This is a genomic window from Streptococcus oralis (assembly GCF_003942585.1).
GTDB classification, from domain to species: Bacteria; Bacillota; Bacilli; order Lactobacillales; family Streptococcaceae; genus Streptococcus; species Streptococcus oralis_BE.
The window spans coordinates 313,142-336,292 of the sequence record NZ_RJNK01000002.1 but is presented as its reverse complement, the minus strand read 5'-3'; the positions used below and the strand labels follow the sequence as shown (position 1 = coordinate 336,292).

The following is a 23,151-nucleotide window of genomic DNA, read 5'->3' as shown; positions in this document are numbered from 1 at the left end:
TAGATTATAGAGAGTGCTTGAAAAATGTTAAATAACGACTTAATGGAATGCGATAAAACAAGTTCATCCGATGGAATGGATAAAGTTCTTATTTCAGAGTCTAATCTTGAAGGATACAGTGATTTTTACAAAAATAATGAAGAATCAAAAATTTGGTGGATTGATAAGATAGATGTTAGAGGAGAGCTGTTGTTCAGTTTTGATCAGCAAAAAATTTATAACTTATTTCTTGATTATCCCCACAATATGACGGAAGAAGAAGTTAGAATTTTTGATAGCGAAAATCCTTTCTGGAGAGAATTTTTTCAATGAGTTAGGTAGTATGAAATGGAAGTAGACAACACCGAAACAGCTAAAAGAGCATATCATTTTTTGAAAAGTTACAAGTCGCTGAAGAAGTTAGCCAATCTTAGAGATACTCCAGGCGCATTTGAAACTAAAGCTACCGAGATGGTCAAAATGATAGACTCTTATAGTAGTGGCCTAGACGAAAAGAAACGTGGTATATTTTATAATTTATTTATTGTTTCCCAAAAACAAAAACATACTTTAAAAGAACTCTATAGATTACTGGATATTGATAAAACAGAGTATGATCGTCTCAAAAGTGAAATCTTACTAGATTTTGCCCATAATTATCGAGAAGGGGCGCTGTTGGCATACCGTAAGTAAAATATTAAGAATAGATTAAAAGCCCTTAGAAACGAATATAGGGGCTTTGTGAACAATTGTATTTTCAACTAATATTTGATAAAATAATAGTATGTGAAGGTTTATCTTTCCATGCTTAGCGTTTACCTTTTTCTTTTGCGGGAGTTGGGTTTACGCTTTTTTTAAATTTTTGAGAGTATATAAATTTGGTGAGAATATGCTATAATATTACCAGGTAATAAAAAAGCACGTTTGACCGTGCTAGTTTCTTGCCTGCTGAACTCGTCAATATTACGCCCTTTTTAGGGCTCTTTTTTGTGGACTTTTTTAGGAACTTTCAAGAAAAACTAAGGCGATTTAATGCCTAAATGTTTTTAAAGAAAGTCAGTATTTTCAAGGGCTTAGCCCTAAAAATTTGACTTATAGAGTGTTAAATGATAGTATAGTCAAAGATAGTCAAGGTTCAAAGAAGGAGTTTGATTTACTATGAGATTTAAAAATACATCAGATCATATCGAAGCCTATATCAAGGCAATTTTAGACCAAGCTGGTATCGTGGAATTGCAGCGGAGTCAGTTGGCGGATACCTTTCAGGTTGTGCCAAGTCAGATCAACTATGTCATCAAGACACGTTTTACTGAAAGCAGAGGTTACTTGGTTGAGAGCAAGCGGGGTGGCGGAGGCTACATTCGCATAGGCCGGATTGAGTTTTCCAATCATCATGAGATGCTCCGCGATTTGCTTTACTCGATTGGTGAGCGAGTTAGTCAGGAGATTTATGAAGATATTCTCCAGCTTTTGGTGGAGCAGGACTTGATGACCAAGCAGGAGATGACCTTGCTGACTTCAGTAGCAACGGATCGTGTCCTAGGGGAAGAATCATCAGTTGCCCGTGCCAATATGCTCCGACAGCTATTACAAGAGGTAGATAGAAAAGAGAAGTAAGATGAACTATTCAAAAGCATTGAATGAATGTGTCGAGAGTGCCTACATGGTTGCTGGCCATTTTGGAGCTCGATATCTAGAGTCTTGGCATTTATTGATTGCCATGTCCAATCACAGTTACAGTGTGGCAGGTGCGACTCTAAATGATTATCCTTATGAAATGGACCGTTTAGAAGAGGTTGCGTTGGAACTGACTGAAACGGACTATAGCCAAGACGAAACCTTTACGGAATTGCCTTTTTCTCATCGTTTGGAGGTTCTCTTTGCAGAAGCAGAGTATGTGGCCTCAGTGGTCCACGCAAAGGTGCTAGGGACAGAGCATGTCCTCTATGCGATTTTGCATGATGGGAATGCCTTGGCAACTCGTATCTTGGAGAGAGCGGGATTTTCTTATGAAGACCAGAAAGATCAGGTCAGAATTGCTGCTCTTCGTCGCAATTTAGAGGAACGTGCAGGTTGGACAAGAGAAGACCTCAAGGCTTTGCGTCAACGCCATCGCACTGTATCTGACAAGCAAAATTCCATGGCAAATATGATGGGTATGCCTCAAGCTCAAAGTGGTGGTTTAGAGGATTACACGCATGACCTGACGGAGCAAGCACGCTCTGGCAAGTTAGAGCCAGTTATCGGTCGTGATAAGGAAATCTCACGTATGATTCAGATTTTGAGTCGAAAGACCAAGAACAATCCTGTCTTGGTTGGGGATGCTGGTGTCGGGAAAACAGCTTTAGCACTTGGACTTGCCCAGCGTATTGCTAGTGGGGATGTACCAGCTGAAATGGCCAAGATGCGCGTTTTGGAGCTTGATTTGATGAATGTTGTTGCGGGGACACGTTTCCGTGGAGATTTTGAAGAGCGCATGAACAATATCATCAAGGATATAGAGGAAGATGGCAAAGTAATCCTCTTTATTGACGAACTCCACACCATCATGGGTTCTGGTAGCGGTATTGACTCGACTCTGGATGCGGCCAATATCTTGAAGCCAGCCTTGGCTCGTGGAACTTTGAGAACGGTTGGTGCCACCACTCAGGAAGAATATCAAAAACACATCGAAAAAGATGCAGCCCTTTCTCGTCGTTTTGCCAAAGTGACGATTGAAGAGCCAAGTTTAGCTGACAGCATGACTATTTTGCAAGGTTTGAAGGCTACCTATGAGAAACACCACCGTGTGCAAATCACAGATGAAGCTGTCGAAACGGCTGTTAAGATGGCCCATCGTTACTTGACCAGTCGTCACTTGCCAGACTCTGCTATCGATCTCTTGGATGAGGCGGCAGCAACTGTGCAAAACAAATCCAAGCATGTGAGAATGGACGAATCCGACTTGAGTCCAGCTGACAAGGCCTTGATGGATGGCAAGTGGAAACAAGCAGGCCAGCTAATCGCAAAAGAACAAGAATTGCCTGTCTATAAAGACTTGGTGACAGAATCTGAAATTTTAACCACCTTGAGCCGCTTGTCAGGGATCCCAGTCCAAAAGCTGACGCAAACAGATGCTAAGAAATACCTGAACTTGGAAGCGGAGTTGCACAAACGTGTCATTGGCCAAGATCAAGCTGTTTCAAGTATTAGCCGTGCGATTCGCCGCAATCAGTCAGGTATTCGCAGTCACAAGCGTCCAATTGGTTCCTTTATGTTCCTAGGGCCAACGGGTGTCGGTAAGACCGAATTGGCCAAGGCTCTGGCAGAAGTTCTCTTTGATGACGAATCAGCCCTTATCCGCTTTGATATGAGTGAATATATGGAGAAATTTGCAGCTAGCCGTCTCAACGGTGCCCCTCCGGGCTATGTGGGCTACGAAGAAGGTGGGGAGTTGACGGAGAAGGTTCGCAACAAACCATACTCAGTGCTTCTCTTTGACGAGGTAGAGAAGGCCCACCCAGATATCTTTAATGTTCTCTTGCAAGTCTTGGACGATGGTGTCTTGACAGATAGCAAAGGACGCAAGGTGGATTTTTCAAATACCATTATCATCATGACGTCAAACCTTGGTGCGACAGCCCTTCGTGACGACAAGACTGTCGGCTTTGGCGCGAAGGACATTCGTTTTGACCAGGAGAATATGGAAAAACGAATCTTTGAAGAGTTGAAAAAAGCTTATCGACCAGAGTTTATCAACCGTATTGATGAAAAGGTAGTCTTCCATAGCTTGGATAGCGAACATATGCAGGAAATTGTCAAGATCATGGTCAAACCATTGATTGCTAGCCTAGCAGAGAAGGGCATCGACTTGAAACTGCAAGCTTCGGCCCTGAAGTTGCTAGCTAGTCACGGTTACAATCCAGAAATGGGAGCCCGTCCACTTCGCAGAACCCTGCAAACAGAAGTGGAAGACAAGCTAGCAGAACTCCTTCTCAAGGGAGAACTGGTAGCAGGCAAGACCCTCAAGATAGGAGTCAAAGCTGGTCAATTAAAATTTGATATTGCTTAAAAATAGAGAATCAGGAGGAATCCTGATTCTTTTTTGGGATCTTTTTATAAAAAACGATAAAAAACTATTGACAAAACAAAAATATAGTATATAATAAAAACATAGAAAATAAAAATATCAAAAATTATAAAAAGGTAAAACGTTTATGAAAAAGAAAACAGCAGTGGTATTTGGGACCTTTGCCCCTCTCCATCAAGGGCATATCGATCTGATCCAGCGAGCGAAGCGTCAGTGTGAGCAGGTCTGGGTAGTCGTTTCAGGCTACGAGGGAGACAGAGGGGAGCAGGTAGGTTTAAGTCTTCAAAAACGATTTCGCTATATCCGAGAGGCTTTTCGTGATGACGAATTGACCTCTGTCTGCAAGCTGGATGAGACCAACCTTCCCCGTTACCCTATGGGCTGGCAGGAGTGGTTGGACCAGATGTTAGCGGAGATTTCCTATGATGAAACCCAGCAAGATTTGACTTTCTTTGTGGGAGAAGAAGAATACCAGCAAGAACTAGCTAAACGTGGATTTGGCACCGTCTTGCAAGAAAGAAAGTTTGGTATCTCAGCGACTATGATTCGAGAAAATCCAAGCAAATATTGGAAATACATCGCTCAACTCTTCCGCCGTCAGTTTACCAAGAAAGTGTTGATTATGGGAAGTGCCAGCAATGGGAAGACCACTCTAGCCAAGGATTTGGCAAGGTATTACGATGCGCCCGTCAGTCTGGAGTATGCGCGTGAGTACCAGATCAAAAACAATGTCCGCGACGATGAATTGACTCCAAAGGATTACTACTATCTCCTGTTGGGACAGTATGACCAGACCTCAAAACTAATCGATAGCAATGCCAATCGAGGCCTAGTGATAGCCGATACCAACTCCTTGGTAACCAAGGGTTACTATGACTATTACATGGAGACTGAGGACCAAGGAGACTTATCAGGGGAAACCTTTGACAATCTCTTTGCCTCTATCTTGGCTAAGGAAAAATGGGACTTGATTCTCTTTGTGCAGCCTGTGGGTTCCTATGTTAATGACGGGTTTAGAGATATGACCATGGCAGAAGACCACATTCGCTACAGTTTTTCCCAGCATTTGGACCAGATGAGGGAGAGATACTTAACGACCATTCCTTTAGTTTATCTAGCTGAGGATTATCTAGGCAATTATGAAGCAGCAAAAGTGGCTATTGATGCCATTTACCAAGCAGATTAGGAGAAATTATGAAAAAGCTAACTGAAAAAATCACACAATTTATCGAAAACTTTAAAAATGTCCATGCTGAAGCCCGCAAGATCGGTTTTGCAGGGATCATGCGCCTGCTCTGGAAAGATCTTTTTGTCGGCCGTAGCCTTGTCCAGTGGTTATACCTCATCGCTCTGTCAAGTGTTCCTTTGATCTTGGAATTCACTCAAAATACGGAAAGTCATGACTGGCTGAGCTTGTTTGCATCTTGGACTGGGATTGTCTGTGTTATCTTGGTAGCAGAAGGGCGTGCGAGCAATTATCTCTTTGGGGCTATTAACTCGGCTATCTACTTGATCTTGGCCATGAATGCGACTTTTTATGGCGAAGTTTTGACGACCGTTTACTTCTTTGTCATGCAGCCGATTGGTCTCTATGCTTGGTTGTCCAATCGTATCAATGACCAAGGTAAACCAGAAGAATCCCACTTTGAAGCTAAGAAATTATCTGTTCTTGACTGGTTCAAGTACTTGGCCTTGACTGCCATTATATGGATTGGTATGGGCTTGGCTTACCAAAGTATCAATAGCGCTCGCCCTTTCCGTGATAGTGTTACTGATGCGACCAATGGTGTTGGTCAGCTCTTGATGACACGTCTCTACCGTGAGCAATGGATTTTCTGGATTGCAACCAATCTCTTTAGTATTTATCTCTGGTGGGGTGAAAATATCCACATCCAAGGGATGTACTGGGTTTACACACTCAACAGTCTAGTGGGGTGGTACCAATGGACTAAGGCAGTTCGAAAGGAGGCATAAGATGGCAGATACGATGATTCCAGCCGGGATGACGGAAAAAGAATATTATGAAATCCATGCCAGTCAGGAGGAGTTTTTAGACTGGTACTACAAGCAGGAACTCCCTCAATATGAAAAACCAAGCGTGACAGTGGATATGGTAGCCTACTGCTTTGTCGAAGGAAAAATCAAACTCTTGCTAATCCGTCGCAAGGCTCACCCTTATCAAAACTGTTTAGCCTTAGTTGGAGGCTTTATGGACAAGGGAGAAGATGCTGCACATGCCTGTCAGCGCGAAGTGAGAGAAGAAGTCAATCTCGATCTACCTTTGGAGAAAATCGAGCAATTGATGACCGTATCGACCCCCGGTCGTGATCCACGGGGCTGGACAGTGACCATTGCCCACTTAGTGTACCTACCTAGTCGTGCCTTAGACCTCGTTCGGGCAGGTGACGATGCCAAGGATGTCGTTTTCGTAGATGTCGATTTTCAGACAGGCAAATGTTTCCTAGAGGGGGTCGAGCTGGAGGAGCAAGCCTTCGCTTTTGACCATTATGCCATTATCCAAGAATCCATCAAACGAATCCAAGGCCGTCTCGACTGGAACCCAACCTTCCTTTATCTGCTGGAGGAGGAGTTCACTGTCTATGAAGGAACCGAACTGGTCAATCTCATCAACCCTGGTCGACCAATCGTCAGCAATAACTTTCTCGTAAAATACGGCGAATATGTAGAAGAAGTCGGACTCAAACGAGTACCCAAAAAGAAACCAAGAAAAACCTATCGATTGAAATAAAAAGTGAGGCCGGGACAAAGTTCCCGACCTCTTTATTTATCATCATTTTTATGAATGGCTATCTTTCTTAGAATTACACAAGAGCGATGCAAAAAATAGGACTCTAATCTAAAAAATTTTCTATTTTTTCGTTTCGATTACGAATTGAAATAGTGGAGGGAACAATTTTTAAAATAGGTTCTCTAAATAGTTGACAGATTCAAGGCCTAATGTTACAATTACATTACAAAAAGATTTCTTAATATTTCAAAAGTGTTACAAAGGAGTGGAAAGATGAAAAAGAAAACCTATATCAAATTGATGGCAGCGACTGTGTTGGCTTCTACCTTGCTACTGGGAGCTTGTGGAAATAAAAACGAAACCACTCAAACCAGCAGCTCTGCCAAGACAAGCCAATCATCAAGTTCTAAAGCAGCTTCTTCTAACAAAGAAAGCAAGACTCAAAAATCTTCAAGCTCAGCTTCATCTGAAAAGGCCCAGGCATCTTCTGGTCAGTCTTCTACAGCGGCGGATCAGTCACAAGCGAAACCAGCGCCTGAATCAAGACAAGAACAAGCAGCCCCTAGTCAGCAAGCTCCATCTCAGGCACCTTCAACTCAGCAAGGCTCTCAAGCCCAGTCTAACCAGTCAGGCTATGATCCAACAACTGACCGCAAACTTCAAGACAAGCAAGCAGAACACAACAAACGCTACAAGGGTGTTTTAACCATGGTCGATGGTGATTTCTCAGCAGCTGCAGGCAACTGGAAGGGAGCGAATGGCGAAACTATTACGGTTTCATCAGGGGGCCAATTTACAGTAGAAACTGCAGAAGGAAATAAAGAAAACTACTCTATTAGAGGCTACTCTTACACTCTTGATGATGGCAAGTATAATGCTAAAATCGGAGGAGGAAAAATCATCCAAATTACAACAGGTGCGGATGGTAAAGTTTCAAGCGTTGCCTTGATTCAATAATAAAATTTTGTGTTTTGACTCTTACTAGAAATCGTTCTGTAAAAGAGTGAGTCAACTGTTTTTCACTTAGTTTCTCCAAGAGAAAGTGGTATAATAAAAAAATCAAAGGAAAACGAGTGATAATACATGGCGGATAAATTAATCTTACCTCAAAACACACGATTGATGGGAGTATTTCTTGGATTTGTAGGTGGTTCTTTGGATGTGTTTTGCCATATTCAATACCATAGTTTGGTAGCGACACAGACAGGGAATATTCTCCTACTGATATCTGATTGGCACGACTCAAATGTCATTAATACGATGCTACGATTCTGCTCCATTATTTTCTTTTCTCTAGGATTTCTGTTTGCATTGCACATGAAAGAATACCGCAAAACGGCCTACTGGCGGGTTAAGATGCTGCTCCCTTTATTTATTGGAACTCTTATTCTACCTTTCTTTTCACGATTTCCTCTATTAGAAGTTCCTTTCATCGCTTTTGGAACAGGAATGATGATGCTAACATTTACGGGCAGTTTGATTGAAGATCATCCCTATGTCATTTTTATGACGTCTGGAAATTACCGAAAGATGTTGACCGCTTTGTATCGCATTGCTAGAAGAGAAGGAAATATCCAAGAATACCGTCGCCAGGCCTTAAATTATGGGATTGTTGTGGGAAGTTTCATAGTGGGCGCAATCAGCTTGGCTGTATTGATGCATTTTCTTCATGAATGGTCTATATGGATTGTCAGCCTCAATTTGTTTTTGATTATGTCCTACTATATAGCTAGAGTGAAGCAATTAGATTTACAAGATGAAAACATATAAAAACGGCAAGACTCATTTTTGAGCTTTGCCGTTTTTGTGAGTTGTAGATGTGAGACTATGCTTTGTCTAGTTGCAAGAGGGCTTCAATCTCTGCTAGGGTGCTAGCTTGTGAAATGGCTCCACGAAGTTTGGCAGCGCCAGATGTTCCCCGGAGGTAGTGCGGAGCGAGGCCGCGGAATTCACGAACGGCTACGTTTTCTCCTTTGAGGTTAATCAAGCGTTTCAGGTGTTCGTAGGCGATTTTCATCTTATCTTCAAAGGTCAAATCAGGAAGGATTTCTCCTGTTTCAAAGTAGTGGTTGATCTGGTTGAAGAGGTAGGGATTTCCCATGGCTGCGCGACCAATCATGACAGCGTCAGCCCCGACTTCTTCGATACGCTGTTTGGCTTCTTGGACCGTACGGATGTCACCATTTGCGATAAATGGAATCTTGGTCAGAGCTTGAGCAACCTTGTGTAGGGTCTCGAGGTCTGCGTGACCAGTATACATTTGTTCGCGGGTACGGCCGTGCATAGCGAGAGCAGAGACACCTGCAGCCTCAGCAGCTAGGGCATTCTCCACAGCTAGGGATGGATCAGACCAGCCTGTACGCATCTTGACTGTAAGTGGAATATCGAGGACAGATCGGACCTTGTTGATGATAGAGTAGATCTTGTCTGGATCCTTGAGCCACATAGCGCCAGCTTCGTTTTTCACGATTTTGTTAACTGGGCAGCCCATGTTGATATCGACGATATCGGTCTTGGTGTTTTCTTGGATGAATTCTGCTGCGCGTGCGAGGCTGTCTTCATCGCTACCAAAAAGTTGGATAGAGACTGGGTTTTCGCCTTCATCGATATGAAGCATATGTAGAGTTTTTTCGTTGTTGTATTGGATTCCCTTGTCAGAGACCATTTCCATCACAACGAGCCCAGCTCCGAGCTCTTTTGCGATGGTACGAAAGGCTGAATTTGTCACGCCAGCCATAGGCGCTAAAACGGTACGATTGGGAATCTCAACATTGCCAATCATAAAGGGTGTATTAAGATTTGTCACGAATGAGTTCCTCCAGGTCGTTTTCATCAAAGTTATAAGTTGTTTGGCAGAATTGACAAGTGATTTCTGCCCCGTGGTCTTCCTCTTTCATTTCCTCTAAATCTGAGCTTGGAAGGCTGGCAAGAGCGTTCATAAAACGGTCTTTGCTGCAGTCACATTGGAAACGGATTTCTTCTTCAGATAGGCGTTTGTAGGATTCATCACCATAAATAGCCTTGAGGAGAGCTTCGATATGGTCGTCGCTTTCCAGAAGGGTTGAGATAGCTGGCATTTCTTGGATACGTTTCTCAAAGCGGGCAATCTCCTCGTCCTTGGCTCCTGGCAACACTTGGAGAAGGAAACCTCCGGCAACTTCGACCTTGTCGTCTTTATCCAAAAGAACATTGAGGCCGACTGCTGAAGGTGTTTGTTGGCTTTCTGTCAGGTAGTAGGCCAAGTCTTCACCAATTTCCCCAGAGATAAGGGGAGTCATGGAGTTGTAGGGATTTCCAGTACCATAGTCTGTGATAACGAGGAATTGACCATTTCCGACAAAAGGACCGACTAGGACTTCACCCGTTGCAGTCTTTTTGATATCAACGCCAGGATTTTGAACGTAGCCTTTGACGTTGCCCTTGGTATCTGCGACTGTGATGATGGCACCGAGAGAGCTCGTTCCAAGAACTTTAACTGTTAGTTTGGTATTTCCTTTCTCATTAGCTGCGAGAATTTGGCTAGCAATAAGGGTGCGACCAAGTGCGACGGTTGAACTGGCTTGGGTTTGATGTTTTTCTTGAGCAGTGCGGACGGTTTCCGTGCTATCAAGGATAAAAGCACGAAAGGCTCCGCTTTCTGATATAGTTTTAATAATTTTATCCATAGCTACTATTTTAGCATAAAAATGCCCAAAGGGGGAGTCGTGTGTTTGCTGTTTCTGTGGAATAATGACCAGGAAATCAGCCTTAAAATAAAATGAGAAACAGATTATTTCAGCATTTGTAAGATTTATGCTATGCTTGTAGGAGAAAATGAAAGGGGTAACAAATGTATTTAGGCGATTTGATGGAAAAAGCAGAATCTGGTCAATTTTTAGTCCTTTCCTTTCTATTACAAGATTCGCAGACAACAGTCAAGAAAGCCATGGAAGAAACAGGTTTTTCAAAAGCGACCCTAACCAAGTACATTTCTCTGATTAACGAAAATGCCTTGGAAAGAGGACTAGAGCTGACCATCCACTTGGAAGATGAAAATCTGCGTTTGTTGATTGGTGCAGCCACAAAGGGGAGAGAGATTCGGAGCTTGTTTCTAGACAATGCCATTAAGTACCAAATTTTGGTTTACCTTCTCTATCACCAACAATTTCTAGCTCATCAGTTGGCTCAAGAATTGATGATTAGTGAGGCCACGCTTGGTCGCCACTTAGCTAGTCTAAATCAGATTTTGTCAGAATTTGACTTATCCATCCAAAATGGCCGTTGGCGAGGTCCGGAGCATCAGATTCGCTATTTCTATTTCTGTCTTTTCCGCAAGATTTGGTCCAGTCGGGAGTGGGAAGGTCACATGCAGAAAGCTGAGAGAAAACAAGAGATTGCCAGCTTAGAAGAAATCTGCGGTGCTAGCTTGTCTTCGGGCCAGAAATTGGACTTGGTTCTCTGGGCTCATATCAGTCAACAGCGTCTTCGGGTCAATGCCTGTCAGTTTCAAGTCATAGAAGAAAAAATGAGAGGGTATTTTGACAATATTTTCTATCTTCGTTTGCTTCGAAAGGCTCCGTCCTTTTTTGCTGGGCAACACATCCCTCTAGGAACTGAGGATGGTGAGATGATGGTATTCTTTTCATTTCTCCTTTCCCATCGTATCTTGCCCCTTCATACTATGGAGTATATCCTTGGTTTTGGAGGGCAATTAGCCGATTTGCTGACGCAATTGATTCAAGAGATGAAGAAGGAGGAGCTGCTGGGGGGCTACACAGAGGACCATGTCACCTATGAACTCAGCCAGCTCTGTGGTCAAGTTTATCTATACAAGGGCTATATTTTACAAGATCAGTACAGATACCAGACAGAGAATCGCCATCCCTATTTGCTGATGGAACATGATTTTAGAGGGACTGCAGAGAGAATTTTTCATATCTTGCCAGCCTTTCATCAGGGAACGGATTTGGATAAGAAAATTATCTGGGAATGGCTCCAGTTGATAGAGTATATGGCTGAAAATGGTGGTCAGCATATGAGGATTGGTCTGGATTTGACATCTGGTTTTCTTGTCTTTTCTAGGATGGCTGCCCTTTTGAAACGGTATTTGGAATACAATCGTTTTATTGCCATAGAAGCCTACGACCCCAGTCGACATTATGATTTGCTGGTTACCAATAACCCTATCCATAAGAAAGAACAGACTCCGATCTATTATTTAAAAAACGACTTGGATATGGAGGATTTGGCAAAGATTCGTCAGATGCTCTTTGCCTAAAAGACCTGATTTTTCAGGTCTTTTTTGTGAAATTCGCACAATCTCCTCACTTTTTTTTAAAATTTTAAAAAAATTGATGAACAAGAAAGCGCTTTATTTTGTATACTAGTTACTGTAAAGAGGGACCCCCTCAAGATTTTATCAGGAGGACAGCACATGTCACAAGAAAAATACATCATGGCTATTGACCAAGGAACGACCAGTTCTCGTGCCATCATTTTTAACAAAAAAGGAGAAAAGGTCAGCTCTAGTCAAAAAGAATTCACTCAGATTTTCCCTCAAGCAGGTTGGGTAGAGCACAATGCCAATGAAATTTGGAACTCTGTTCAGTCAGTTATCGCGGGTGCTTTCATCGAAAGTGGTGTGAAACCAAGTCAAATCGAAGCAATCGGGATTACTAACCAGCGTGAAACAACTGTCGTCTGGGATAAGAAAACAGGACTTCCTATCTACAACGCTATCGTTTGGCAATCACGCCAGACAGCTCCTCTGGCTGAACAACTAAAAAGCCAAGGTTATGTGGAAAAATTCCACGAAAAGACTGGTTTGATCATCGATGCTTACTTCTCTGCTACCAAGGTTCGTTGGATATTGGACCATGTAGAAGGCGCTCAAGAGCGAGCAGAAAAAGGTGAATTGCTCTTTGGTACCATTGATACTTGGTTAGTTTGGAAATTGACTGACGGTGCGGCTCACGTGACTGACTACTCAAATGCGGCTCGTACCATGCTCTATAACATTAAAGAACTCAAATGGGATGATGAGATTTTAGAAATCCTCAACATTCCTAAGGCCATGCTTCCAGAAGTTCGTTCTAACTCTGAAATCTACGGTAAGACAGCTCCATTCCATTTCTACGGTGGAGAAGTGCCAATCTCAGGTATGGCTGGTGACCAACAGGCAGCCCTCTTTGGACAGTTGGCCTTTGAACCTGGTATGGTTAAGAATACTTATGGAACAGGTTCTTTCATCATCATGAATACTGGTGAAGAGATGCAGTTGTCTGAAAACAACCTTTTGACAACGATTGGTTACGGAATCAACGGCAAGGTGTACTATGCCTTGGAAGGTTCTATCTTCATCGCAGGAAGTGCCATTCAGTGGCTTCGTGATGGACTTCGTATGGTGGAAAACTCACCAGAGTCTGAAAAATATGCTCTCAATTCTCACAACAATGATGAAGTTTATGTCGTACCTGCCTTTACAGGTTTAGGTGCACCATACTGGAACCAAAACGCTCGAGGCTCTGTCTTTGGCTTGACTCGTGGAACAACTAAAGAAGACTTTATCAAGGCGACTTTGCAATCTATCGCTTATCAAGTGCGTGACATCATCGACACGATGCAAGTGGATGCTCAGACAGCTATTCAGGTCTTGAAAGTGGATGGTGGTGCTGCTATGAACAACTTCCTCATGCAGTTCCAGGCTGACATCTTAGGAATTGACATCGCACGCGCTAAAAACTTGGAAACAACTGCCCTAGGAGCGGCTTTCCTAGCTGGTTTGGCAGTGGGTTACTGGAAGGACTTGGACGAGTTGAAACTCTTGAACGAGACAGGAGAACTCTTTGAGCCATCTATGAACGAATCGCGCAAGGAACAACTATACAAGGGCTGGAAGAAAGCTGTGAAAGCAACGCAAGTTTTTGCGGAAATCGAAGACTAATACTGAAAGAATAAAGTGATTTAGTTAGAAAGTGTGTAAATATGGAATTTTCAAAGAAAACACGTGAATTGTCAATTAAAAAAATGCAGGAACGCACTCTGGACCTTTTGATTATCGGTGGAGGGATTACAGGGGCTGGTGTAGCCTTGCAGGCAGCAGCCAGTGGTCTTGAGACTGGCTTGATTGAAATGCAGGACTTCGCAGAAGGGACATCTAGCCGTTCAACAAAATTGGTTCACGGAGGTCTGCGTTACCTCAAGCAATTTGATGTGGAAGTAGTCTCAGATACAGTTTCTGAACGTGCGGTGGTTCAACAAATCGCCCCACATATTCCAAAACCAGATCCAATGCTCTTGCCAGTTTACGATGAGGATGGAGCGACATTTAGCCTTTTCCGTCTCAAAGTAGCCATGGACTTGTACGACCTTTTGGCAGGTGTTAGCAATACGCCAGCTGCTAACAAGGTCTTGAGCAAGGAAGAAGTCTTGGAACGCCAGCCAAACTTGAAGAAAGAAGGCTTGGTAGGAGGTGGGGTTTACCTTGACTTCCGTAATAACGATGCGCGTCTCGTGATTGAAAACATCAAACGTGCCAATCAAGACGGTGCCCTCATTGCCAACCACGTTAAGGCAGAAGGCTTCCTCTTTGATGAAAGTGGCAAGATTACAGGTGTTGTAGCTCGTGATTTGTTGACAGACCAAGTCTTTGAAATTAAGGCTCGTCTGGTTATTAACACGACAGGTCCTTGGAGCGACAAGGTACGTAATTTGTCCAATAAGGGAACCCAATTCTCACAAATGCGTCCAACTAAGGGAGTGCACTTGGTAGTGGATTCAAGCAAGATCAAGGTTTCACAGCCAGTTTACTTTGACACAGGTTTGGGCGATGGTCGTATGGTCTTTGTTCTCCCACGTGAAAACAAGACTTACTTTGGTACAACGGATACAGACTACACAGGCGATTTGGAACATCCAAAAGTGACGCAGGAAGATGTAGATTATCTGCTTGGCATTGTCAACAACCGTTTCCCAGAAGCAAATATCACAATTGACGATATCGAAAGTAGCTGGGCTGGTCTTCGTCCATTGATTGCAGGCAATAGCGCTTCTGACTACAATGGAGGAAATAACGGAACCATTAGCGATGAGAGCTTCAATAGCTTGATTGCGACTGTCGAAGCTTATCTATCGAAAGAAAAAACGCGTGAAGATGTTGAGTCTGCTGTTAGTAAGCTTGAAAGCAGCACATCTGAGAAACATTTGGATCCATCTGCAGTTTCTCGTGGTTCGAGCTTGGACCGTGATGACAATGGCCTTTTGACCCTGGCTGGTGGTAAAATCACAGACTACCGTAAGATGGCTGAAGGAGCTATGGAGCGCGTGGTTGACATCCTCAAAACCGAATTTGACCGTAGCTTTAAACTGATCAACTCTAAGACTTATCCTGTTTCAGGTGGAGAATTGAACCCAGCAAATGTGGACTCAGAAATCGAAGCCTTTGCTCAACTTGGAGTTTCACGTGGTTTGGATAGCAAGGAAGCTCACTATCTAGCAAATCTTTACGGTTCAAATGCACCGAAGGTCTTTGCCCTTGCTCACAGCTTGGAACAAGCGCCAGGACTCAGCTTGGCAGATACCTTGTCCCTTCACTATGCAATGCGCAATGAGTTGGCTCTGAACCCAGTTGACTTCCTCCTCCGTCGTACCAACCATATGCTCTTCATGCGTGATAGTTTGGATAGCATCGTTGAGCCAGTTTTGGATGAAATGGGACGATTTTATGATTGGACAGAAGAAGAAAAAGCAGCCTACCGTGCGGATGTCGAAGCAGCTCTTGCTAACAACGATCTAGCGGCATTGAAAAATTAAGAAAAACTAGAAAAGAGGGAGGCAAGCCTTCCTTGCCCTCTCTCTCCTTCTTTTAAATGGAGACAAAGATATGATGAAAGAATTATTTGGAGAATTTTTGGGGACCTTAATCCTCATCCTCCTAGGAAATGGTGTTGTTGCAGGTGTGGTTCTTCCCAAAACCAAGAGCAACAATTCAGGATGGATTGTCATTACTATGGGATGGGGAATTGCTGTAGCCGTTGCGGCCTTTGTATCTGGCACGCTCAGTCCAGCCCACCTAAATCCAGCTGTGACGTTTGCTATGGCCTTAAAAGGAACGCTCTCTTGGGCTTCTGTTTTCCCTTATATCCTAGCCCAATTCGCAGGAGCGATGGTGGCTCAGATTTTGGTTTGGTTGCAATTCAAACCACACTATGAGGCGGAAGAAAACGCAGGAAATATCCTAGCGACCTTTAGTACTGGACCAGCCATCAAGGACACAGTATCGAATTTGGTTAGCGAAATCCTTGGTACCTTTGTTTTGCTCTTGACAATCTTTGCCTTGGGACTCTATGACCTTCAAGCCGGTTTAGGGACCTTTGCAGTAGGAACGTTGATTGTCGGTATCGGTCTTTCACTAGGTGGGACAACAGGTTATGCCTTGAACCCAGCTCGTGACCTTGGCCCTCGTATCATGCACAGCATCTTGCCAATTCCAAACAAGGGAGACGGAGACTGGTCTTATGCTTGGATTCCTGTTGTGGGACCTATCCTCGGAGCGTCCTTAGCAGTCCTCGTATTCTCACTTTTCTAAGATAAAAGAGTTATTGGCAACAGAGTTTGAGATGGAAATCTCAGGCTCGTTTTTGTCTTTATTTATAACAAAAAGATTGATATCTTAACTTATCTTAAAATAAGCTAAAACAAACTTTTGAATTATGGTAAACAGTTGAAAAAAAGGTTGATAAAATGGTAAAATGTTAGGAAGATAAGACAGTAAATGCATAGTTGCATAGCTTTTTTGAAAAATCATAGAAAATTGAACACACTAACTATGGGAAAACACAGAAAATTGTATATGTTTTTGGGACAGACCGTCCTATATTTTGTAATCTTACTTGGTTTGCTTTATTTTTTTAGTTACCTTGGTCAGAGCCAAGGAACCTTTATTTATAATGAGTTCTAGTTTGAAGGAGAAGAAAAACCGTGTCTAATAAACCGATAAAAGATATGATTGAAACGATTGAGCACTTTGCTCAAACACAACCAACATATCCTGTCTACAATGTTTTAGGCCAAGAGCACACTTATGGTGATCTGAAGGCTGATTCGGATAGTTTGGCTGCAACCATCGATCAACTAGGCTTGCCTGAGAAATCTCCAGTCGTCGTTTTTGGTGGTCAGGAGTATGAGATGTTGGCTACCTTTGTGGCGCTGACTAAGTCGGGACATGCCTATATTCCAATTGACAGCCATTCGGCCTTGGAACGAGTTTCTGCTATCGTAGAAGTTGCAGAGCCAAGCTTGATTATTGCTATCTCAGATTTTCCATTAGAGCAAACTAGCACACCGATGCTGAATTTGGAGCAAGTTCATGAAGCTTTTGCTCAAGCTTCTAGCTACGAGATTACGCATCCAGTCAAGGGAGATGACAACTACTACATCATCTTTACTTCTGGTACGACTGGTAAGCCAAAGGGAGTGCAGATTTCCCATGACAATCTCCTCAGTTTTACCAACTGGATGATTACAGACAAAGAATTTGCGACGCCAAGTCGTCCGCAAATGCTGGCCCAACCACCCTACTCTTTTGACCTGTCTGTCATGTACTGGGCGCCAACCTTAGCACTGGGTGGTACACTTTTCGCTCTTCCTTCAGCCATTACTCAGGACTTCAAGCAACTATTTGCGACCATCTTTTCATTGCCAATCGCTATCTGGACCTCAACGCCTTCCTTTGCAGATATGGCCATGTTGTCAGAAGATTTTAATAGTGAGAAAATGCCAGGAATTACGCATTTCTACTTTGATGGCGAAGAATTGACGGTCAAAACAGCTCAAAAACTGCGCGAGCGTTTCCCAAATGCCCAAATTATCAATGCTTACGGTCCAACAGAAGCAACAGTGGCTCTGTCAGCAGTTGCTGTGACAGACGAGATGTTGGCGACTCTCAAACGCCTACCAATCGGTTATACCAAGGCTGATTCTCCGACCTTTATCATTGATGAAGAAGGCAATAAACTGCCAAATGGTGAACAGGGAGAAATCATTGTTTCTGGGCCAGCTGTGTCAAAAGGCTATATGAACAATCCTGAAAAAACAGCGGAAGCCTTCTTTGAATTTGAAGGACTGCCAGCCTATCACACCGGAGATGTGGGAACCATGACGGATGAAGGCTTGCTTCTCTACGGCGGACGCATGGACTTCCAGATTAAGTTTAATGGCTATCGCATTGAGCTTGAGGATGTCTCTCAAAACCTCAACAAGTCTCGCTATATCGAGTCGGCTGTTGCGGTCCCACGTTATAACAAGGACTACAAGGTACAAAATCTACTGGCCTATGTCATCCTAAAAGACGGTGTTCGTGAGCAGTTTGAGCGTGATATCGATATTACCAAGGCTATCAAGGAAGACCTAGCAGATATCATGATGTCTTATATGATGCCATCCAAGTTTCTCTATCGAGACAGTTTGCCGCTAACGCCTAATGGTAAAATTGATATTAAGGGCTTGATCAATGAGGTAAACAATAGATGATGGAGCTTTACAAACAGCTACCTCATTTGGAACCTTATGGCAATCTTTATTATTTTTTGTATGTGATTGCTGCGACCCTACCGATATTTATTGGGCTCTTTTTCAAGAAACGTTTTGCCTGGTATGAGGTGCTGGTTAGTCTCTTCTTTATCGTCACCATGTTGGTAGGTGGAAAGACGAATCAAATAAGCGCTTTGATCCTTTATGTTATCTGGCAAGTACTGCTTGTATCTTTCTACAAAAGGTACAGGAAAAAGCGGGATAGTAAATGGATATTTTATCTAGTTAGCTTTTTATCCCTATTGCCTATCGTCTTTGTGAAAGTATCTCCTGCTATTCACGGACCCCAATCTTTGTTTGGCTTTTTAGGAATTTCTTACTTAACCTTTCGTGCAGTTGGGGTTATCGTTGAGTTGAGGGACGGTGTCATCAAGGATTTAACGATTTGGCAATTCTTACGTTTTCTTCTCTTTATGCCGACTTTCTCAAGTGGTCCCATTGATCGTTTTAAACGTTTCAATGAAAATTATGCGACCATTCCTGAGCGGGATGAGCTGATGGACATGCTAGAAGAGGCTGTCAAGTATATCATGCTTGGCTTTCTCTACAAGTTTATCTTGGCCCATATTTTAGGAGAGACATTATTGCCTCCGCTGAAAAATTTGGCCTTGCAGACAGGTGGTTTCTTTAACCATTATGCTCTGGCGGTCATGTACACCTTCGGTCTGGAGCTCTTCTTTGATTTTGCGGGCTACTCTATGTTTGCCTTAGCCATTTCAAACTTGATGGGTATTCATAGTCCTATCAATTTTAACAAGCCCTTTTTGTCAAGGGATTTAAAAGAGTTTTGGAATCGCTGGCACATGAGTCTGTCTTTCTGGTTCCGTGACTTCGTCTTTATGCGGATGGTCATGGTGTTGACCAGAAAGAAGGTCTTTAAAAATCGAAATGTGACTTCAAGTGTAGCCTACATTCTCAATATGCTGATTATGGGATTTTGGCATGGTGTGACCTGGTACTATATCGCCTATGGACTTTTCCATGGGATTGGGCTGGTCATCAATGACGCTTGGGTTCGTAAGAAAAAAGCGCTCAATAAAGAACGGAAAAAAGCTGGAAAGGGTTCCTTACCTGAGAATCGCTGGATTCAGTTGCTTGGCATGGTTGTCACCTTCCATGTCGTCATGTTTTCATTCTTAATCTTTTCTGGATTTTTGAATGATTTATGGTTTAAAAAATAAAAGGATATGAAAAATGGATATCAAATCAGAAGTTATTGAAATTATTGATGAGTTGTTTATGGAAGATGTTTCTGACATGATGGATGAAGATCTTTTTGATGCCGGTGTCTTGGATAGCATGGGAACGGTTGAATTGATTGTTGAGATTGAAAACCGTTTTGACATTCGTGTTCCAGTGACGGAGTTCGGTCGTGATGACTGGAATACAGCTAATAAAATTGTAGAAGGTATTGCGGAGTTAAAGAATGCTTAAACGCTTGTGGCTGATCTTCGGGCCTATCTTCATCGCTGGATTTTTGGTTCTTCTACTCATCTTTTTTTATCCAAGTACAACAAGCCATAATCTGACGGAGGAGAAGTACTCTGCAGCTTCCATCAGTAGAGAAAGTTTTAAAGAGAGAAGTCAAAAAGTGAGGGCGCTAACGGATCCCAATATGCGTTTTGTCCCTTTTCTAGGGTCAAGTGAATGGATTCGATTTGATAGTGTCCATCCAGCTGTTTTAGCAGAAAAATACAATCGTCCCTATCGCCCGTACTTTATGGGTCAGGCAGGAGCGGCCTCGCTTAATCAATATTTCGGTTTGCAGCAGATTCTGCCAGAAATCGAGGAAAAGCAGGTGGTGTTTGTCATCTCTCCTCAGTGGTTTACAGAGACGGATTATGAGCCAGCGGCGTTTCAGAGATTCTTTAATAGCGACCAGTTAACAGCTTTTTTGGAAAATCAATCTGGGGACATCTCGGCTAAGCATGCTGCGACGCGTTTGTTGAAGCAGAACCCGAGTGTGGCATTGAAAGGCATCCTTCAAAAGCTTTCAAAAGGAGAGGACTTGTCAGATGCTGATCGACTTATCATCAACGTCTTTGCACGATTCAATGAAAAGCAGTCCTCTCTTTTTGGTCAATTTTCCATTCGGGGGAAACTCAAGTACAAAGAACATGTAGAAAACTATTTAAAAGATCTTCCTGATCAGTTTTCTTATGACGCTTTAGAAGAAATTGCCCGTAAGGATGCAGAGGCAAATACGACCAATAACGATATGGGGATGGAGAATCATTTCTACACGTATGAGGTCAAAAAAGACTTAAAAAAATGGGAAGGGTATCAAAAAAATTATAACTTCCTAAAGTCGTCTGAATACAATGATTTGCAGCTGGTTCTCAATCAATTTGCCAAATCAAAAGTCAATGTGCTCTTTGTTATCCAGCCTGTCAACAAGAAATGGATGGAATATACAGAGCTCAGTGAAGAAATGTATCAACATGCAGTGGAGAAAATTCGTTACCAGTTAGAAAGTCAAGGCTTTACCAACATTGCTGACTTTTCAAAAAACGGAGGAGAACCTTACTTTATCAAGGATACCATCCACTTAGGTTGGTTGGGCTGGTTGGCTTTTGATAAGGTTGTGAATCCCTTCTTGACGGATCCAAAACCAGCCCCAGACTACAAGATGAATGACCGTTTCTTTAGTAAGGACTGGGCGACCTATGATGGAAATATCAAAGATTTCCAATAACAAATCAAAAGAGTTCAAGTGTGAAATGTGCTCTCATGTTTTCCCTTGACTCTTTTTTGGTTTATGATATAATTAACCAGTAAAGAATCGGTAGCTATCTAAGTTTTTTTACGAAAAAGATAGCTAGGGAAGGAGTAACACATGAGACAGCTTGCACAGGAAATCGATAACTTTTTAAACGAGGTGATCTTGAGATCTGAGAACCAGCATGAAATTCTGATTGGGCATTGCACAAGTGACGTAGCCTTGACCAATACTCAGGAACACATCCTCATGCTCTTGTCAGAAGAATCCTTAACCAACTCGGAGTTGGCCCGTCGCCTCAATGTCAGTCAGGCGGCAGTAACCAAGGCTATCAAGTCTTTGGTCAAAGAGGGCATGTTAGAGACATCTAGAGATTCCAAGGACGCGCGTGTGATCTTTTATCAACTGACAGAGCTAGCTCGACCGGTGGCAGAGGAACACCACCATCATCATGAGCACACGCTCTTAGCCTATGAACAAGTAGCAAATCAGTTTACTCCAAATGAACAAGAAGTCATCCAGCGGTTTTTAACTGCTTTAGTAGGAGAAATCAAATAATGCGGTATATTACAGTAGAGGACTTGTCTTTCTATTATGACAAGGAACCTGTCCTCGAGCACATCAACTACAGTGTTGATAGTGGGGAGTTTGTCACCCTGACTGGTGAAAATGGAGCTGCTAAGACAACGCTTATCAAGGCGAGTCTAGGCATCTTGCAGCCAAGATTTGGCAAGGTAACCATCTCAAAGACAAATACTCATGGGAAAAAGCTAAGGATAGCTTATCTTCCCCAGCAGATAGCCAGTTTTAATGCTGGCTTTCCAAGTACGGTTTATGAATTTGTCAAGTCGGGTCGTTATCCGCGAAAGGGCTGGTTCCGTCGCTTGAATGCCCATGATGAGGAGCATATCAAGGCGAGTCTAGATTCAGTTGGTATGTGGGAACACCGTGACAAACGAATTGGTTCCCTTTCGGGAGGGCAAAAGCAACGAGCAGTGATTGCTCGGATGTTTGCTTCTGACCCAGATATCTTTGTCTTGGATGAGCCGACAACAGGGATGGATGCAGGGAGCAAAAATGAATTTTACGAACTCATGCACCATAGTGCCCACCATCATGGCAAGGCTGTTTTGATGATTACCCATGACCCTGAGGAGGTTAAGGACTATGCGGATCGCAATATCCATCTAGTGCGCAATCAAGACTCGCCGTGGCGTTGTTTCAACGTTCACGAGAGCGATCAGGAGGTGGACCATGCTTAGTTTGTTATCCTATGACTTTATGCAGCGTGCCTTCTTGGCTGTCATTGCCATGAGTCTCTTTTCTCCAGTCCTCGGGACCTTCCTTATCTTACGTCGTCAGAGTCTCATGAGCGATACCCTCAGTCACGTTTCTCTATCAGGGGTAGCCTTTGGTCTGGTTTTGGGGATTTCTCCAACTATTTCAACCATTGCTATCGTCTTGATTGCTGCGGTCTTTTTGGAGTATCTCCGGACAGTCTATAAGAACTTTATGGAAATCGGGACGGCCATCCTCATGTCAACAGGACTTGCGGTGTCTCTTATCGTGATGAGTAAGGGCAAAAGTTCAAGTTCTATGAGTTTGGACCAATATCTCTTTGGTTCGATTGTGACCATTAGCCAGGAGCAGGTGATTTTCCTCTTTGCCATTGCGGCAGTCGTTTTACTCTTGACTTTCTTGTTCTTGCGACCAATGTATATCCTGACTTTTGATGAGGACACAGCTTTTGTAGATGGCCTGCCTGTTCGAACTATGTCAATTCTCTTTAACATGGTGACAGGGGTGGCCATTGCCCTCATGATTCCAGCAGCAGGAGCCCTTTTGGTGTCGACCATTATGGTCTTGCCAGCTAGTATTGCCCTTCGTCTGGGGAAAAACTTTAAATCAGTTATGTTACTAGCCAGCGCTATTGGCTTTTTGGGAATGGTGGCAGGACTTTATATTTCCTACTATGCGGAAACCCCTGCTAGCGCTAGTATCACCATTATCTTTGTAGTTGTCTTTTTGTTAGTCAGTCTACTGAAACGTTTTATCAAATAGGAGAAT

At 43.0% G+C, this 23,151-nt stretch carries 23 protein-coding genes; 21 read left to right on the top strand and 2 right to left on the bottom strand.

All coding sequences use genetic code 11. The features are described 5' to 3' along the window. Positions 1-24 precede the first annotated feature (24 nt). The 9 genes from D8862_RS05230 to D8862_RS05190 all read left to right on the top strand — a co-directional run bounded on the left by D8862_RS05230 (position 25) and on the right by D8862_RS05190 (position 8,567). Positions 25-312: a DUF7675 family protein gene (locus tag D8862_RS05230; RefSeq protein ID WP_125449075.1), complete on the top strand. Its 288-nt coding sequence runs from the start codon at positions 25-27 to the stop codon at positions 310-312. Between the two features lie 15 nt (positions 313-327). After that, positions 328-672, top strand: a complete 345-nt coding sequence (locus D8862_RS09690; RefSeq protein ID WP_260467904.1) for an ArpU family phage packaging/lysis transcriptional regulator — start codon at positions 328-330, stop codon at positions 670-672. A 465-nt stretch (positions 673-1,137) separates the two neighbouring features. Continuing rightward, entirely contained in the window at positions 1,138-1,596 is a 459-nt protein-coding gene (locus tag D8862_RS05220) for a CtsR family transcriptional regulator (RefSeq protein WP_084945648.1), read from the top strand. A gap of 1 nt (position 1,597) precedes the next feature. Beyond that, complete coding sequence (locus D8862_RS05215) at positions 1,598-4,030, top strand: ATP-dependent Clp protease ATP-binding subunit (RefSeq protein WP_125449073.1); 2,433 nt, start codon at positions 1,598-1,600, stop codon at positions 4,028-4,030. Between the two features lie 145 nt (positions 4,031-4,175). Beyond that, a complete protein-coding gene (locus tag D8862_RS05210; RefSeq protein ID WP_125449071.1) occupies positions 4,176-5,234 on the top strand; it encodes an AAA family ATPase in 1,059 nt (352 codons plus the stop codon). An 8-nt stretch (positions 5,235-5,242) separates the two neighbouring features. Then, a complete protein-coding gene (gene pnuC, locus D8862_RS05205) occupies positions 5,243-6,022 on the top strand; it encodes a nicotinamide riboside transporter PnuC (RefSeq protein WP_125449069.1) in 780 nt (259 codons plus the stop codon). Between the two features lies 1 nt (position 6,023). Beyond that, positions 6,024-6,797, top strand: coding sequence for an NUDIX domain-containing protein (locus tag D8862_RS05200; RefSeq protein ID WP_125449067.1), 774 nt, complete (start codon positions 6,024-6,026; stop codon positions 6,795-6,797). A 273-nt stretch (positions 6,798-7,070) separates the two neighbouring features. Continuing rightward, on the top strand, positions 7,071-7,754 hold the full coding sequence (locus D8862_RS05195) for a hypothetical protein (protein WP_125449065.1): 684 nt from the start codon (positions 7,071-7,073) through the stop codon (positions 7,752-7,754). A gap of 126 nt (positions 7,755-7,880) precedes the next feature. Beyond that, on the top strand, positions 7,881-8,567 hold the full coding sequence (locus D8862_RS05190; RefSeq protein ID WP_000764008.1) for a YoaK family protein: 687 nt from the start codon (positions 7,881-7,883) through the stop codon (positions 8,565-8,567). Positions 8,568-8,622: 55 nt separating this feature from the next. Here D8862_RS05190 and dusB read toward each other — a convergent pair whose 3' ends face one another. After that, the gene (dusB, locus tag D8862_RS05185) at positions 8,623-9,603 is read right to left on the bottom strand and encodes a tRNA dihydrouridine synthase DusB (RefSeq protein ID WP_185760837.1); all 981 of its coding nucleotides are present in this window, start codon (positions 9,601-9,603) and stop codon (positions 8,623-8,625) included. Further along, positions 9,590-10,462 (bottom strand): Hsp33 family molecular chaperone HslO, encoded by an 873-nt coding sequence (hslO, locus tag D8862_RS05180; RefSeq protein WP_125449061.1) that lies wholly within the window; start codon positions 10,460-10,462, stop codon positions 9,590-9,592. Before hslO ends, dusB begins: the two co-directional genes overlap by 14 nt. Positions 10,463-10,626: 164 nt before the next feature. Between hslO and D8862_RS05175 the strand changes: the two genes are divergently transcribed. The 12 genes from D8862_RS05175 to D8862_RS05120 all read left to right on the top strand — a co-directional run bounded on the left by D8862_RS05175 (position 10,627) and on the right by D8862_RS05120 (position 23,145). Beyond that, on the top strand, positions 10,627-12,054 hold the full coding sequence (locus D8862_RS05175; protein ID WP_125449059.1) for a helix-turn-helix domain-containing protein: 1,428 nt from the start codon (positions 10,627-10,629) through the stop codon (positions 12,052-12,054). Between the two features lie 156 nt (positions 12,055-12,210). Further along, the gene (gene glpK, locus D8862_RS05170; RefSeq protein WP_125449057.1) at positions 12,211-13,719 is read left to right on the top strand and encodes a glycerol kinase GlpK; all 1,509 of its coding nucleotides are present in this window, start codon (positions 12,211-12,213) and stop codon (positions 13,717-13,719) included. 41 nt (positions 13,720-13,760) lie between these two features. Next, positions 13,761-15,587, top strand: coding sequence for a type 1 glycerol-3-phosphate oxidase (gene glpO, locus D8862_RS05165; protein WP_125449055.1), 1,827 nt, complete (start codon positions 13,761-13,763; stop codon positions 15,585-15,587). Positions 15,588-15,657: 70 nt separating this feature from the next. Beyond that, on the top strand, positions 15,658-16,362 hold the full coding sequence (locus tag D8862_RS05160; protein ID WP_125449053.1) for an MIP/aquaporin family protein: 705 nt from the start codon (positions 15,658-15,660) through the stop codon (positions 16,360-16,362). 240 nt (positions 16,363-16,602) lie between these two features. Further along, positions 16,603-16,734 carry a teichoic acid D-Ala incorporation-associated protein DltX gene (locus tag D8862_RS05155; RefSeq protein ID WP_025168981.1) on the top strand — a complete coding sequence of 44 codons (132 nt, stop codon included), beginning with the start codon at positions 16,603-16,605 and terminating at the stop codon, positions 16,732-16,734. 20 nt (positions 16,735-16,754) lie between these two features. After that, positions 16,755-18,305 carry a D-alanine--poly(phosphoribitol) ligase subunit DltA gene (gene dltA / locus D8862_RS05150; protein ID WP_125449051.1) on the top strand — a complete coding sequence of 517 codons (1,551 nt, stop codon included), beginning with the start codon at positions 16,755-16,757 and terminating at the stop codon, positions 18,303-18,305. Beyond that, the gene (gene dltB, locus D8862_RS05145) at positions 18,302-19,546 is read left to right on the top strand and encodes a D-alanyl-lipoteichoic acid biosynthesis protein DltB (RefSeq protein ID WP_125449049.1); all 1,245 of its coding nucleotides are present in this window, start codon (positions 18,302-18,304) and stop codon (positions 19,544-19,546) included. Before dltA ends, dltB begins: the two co-directional genes overlap by 4 nt. 13 nt (positions 19,547-19,559) lie before the next feature. Then, entirely contained in the window at positions 19,560-19,799 is a 240-nt protein-coding gene (gene dltC, locus D8862_RS05140; protein ID WP_000351970.1) for a D-alanine--poly(phosphoribitol) ligase subunit DltC, read from the top strand. Then, positions 19,792-21,060 (top strand): D-alanyl-lipoteichoic acid biosynthesis protein DltD, encoded by a 1,269-nt coding sequence (dltD, locus tag D8862_RS05135; RefSeq protein WP_125449047.1) that lies wholly within the window; start codon positions 19,792-19,794, stop codon positions 21,058-21,060. Before dltC ends, dltD begins: the two co-directional genes overlap by 8 nt. A gap of 141 nt (positions 21,061-21,201) precedes the next feature. Then, positions 21,202-21,642, top strand: coding sequence for a zinc-dependent transcriptional regulator AdcR (gene adcR, locus D8862_RS05130; protein ID WP_125449045.1), 441 nt, complete (start codon positions 21,202-21,204; stop codon positions 21,640-21,642). Further along, positions 21,642-22,346 (top strand): metal ABC transporter ATP-binding protein, encoded by a 705-nt coding sequence (locus D8862_RS05125; RefSeq protein WP_001269482.1) that lies wholly within the window; start codon positions 21,642-21,644, stop codon positions 22,344-22,346. The genes adcR and D8862_RS05125 overlap by 1 nt, the downstream gene beginning before the upstream one ends. Then, positions 22,339-23,145, top strand: a complete 807-nt coding sequence (locus D8862_RS05120; protein WP_125449043.1) for a metal ABC transporter permease — start codon at positions 22,339-22,341, stop codon at positions 23,143-23,145. Before D8862_RS05125 ends, D8862_RS05120 begins: the two co-directional genes overlap by 8 nt. Positions 23,146-23,151: the final 6 nt, after the last annotated feature.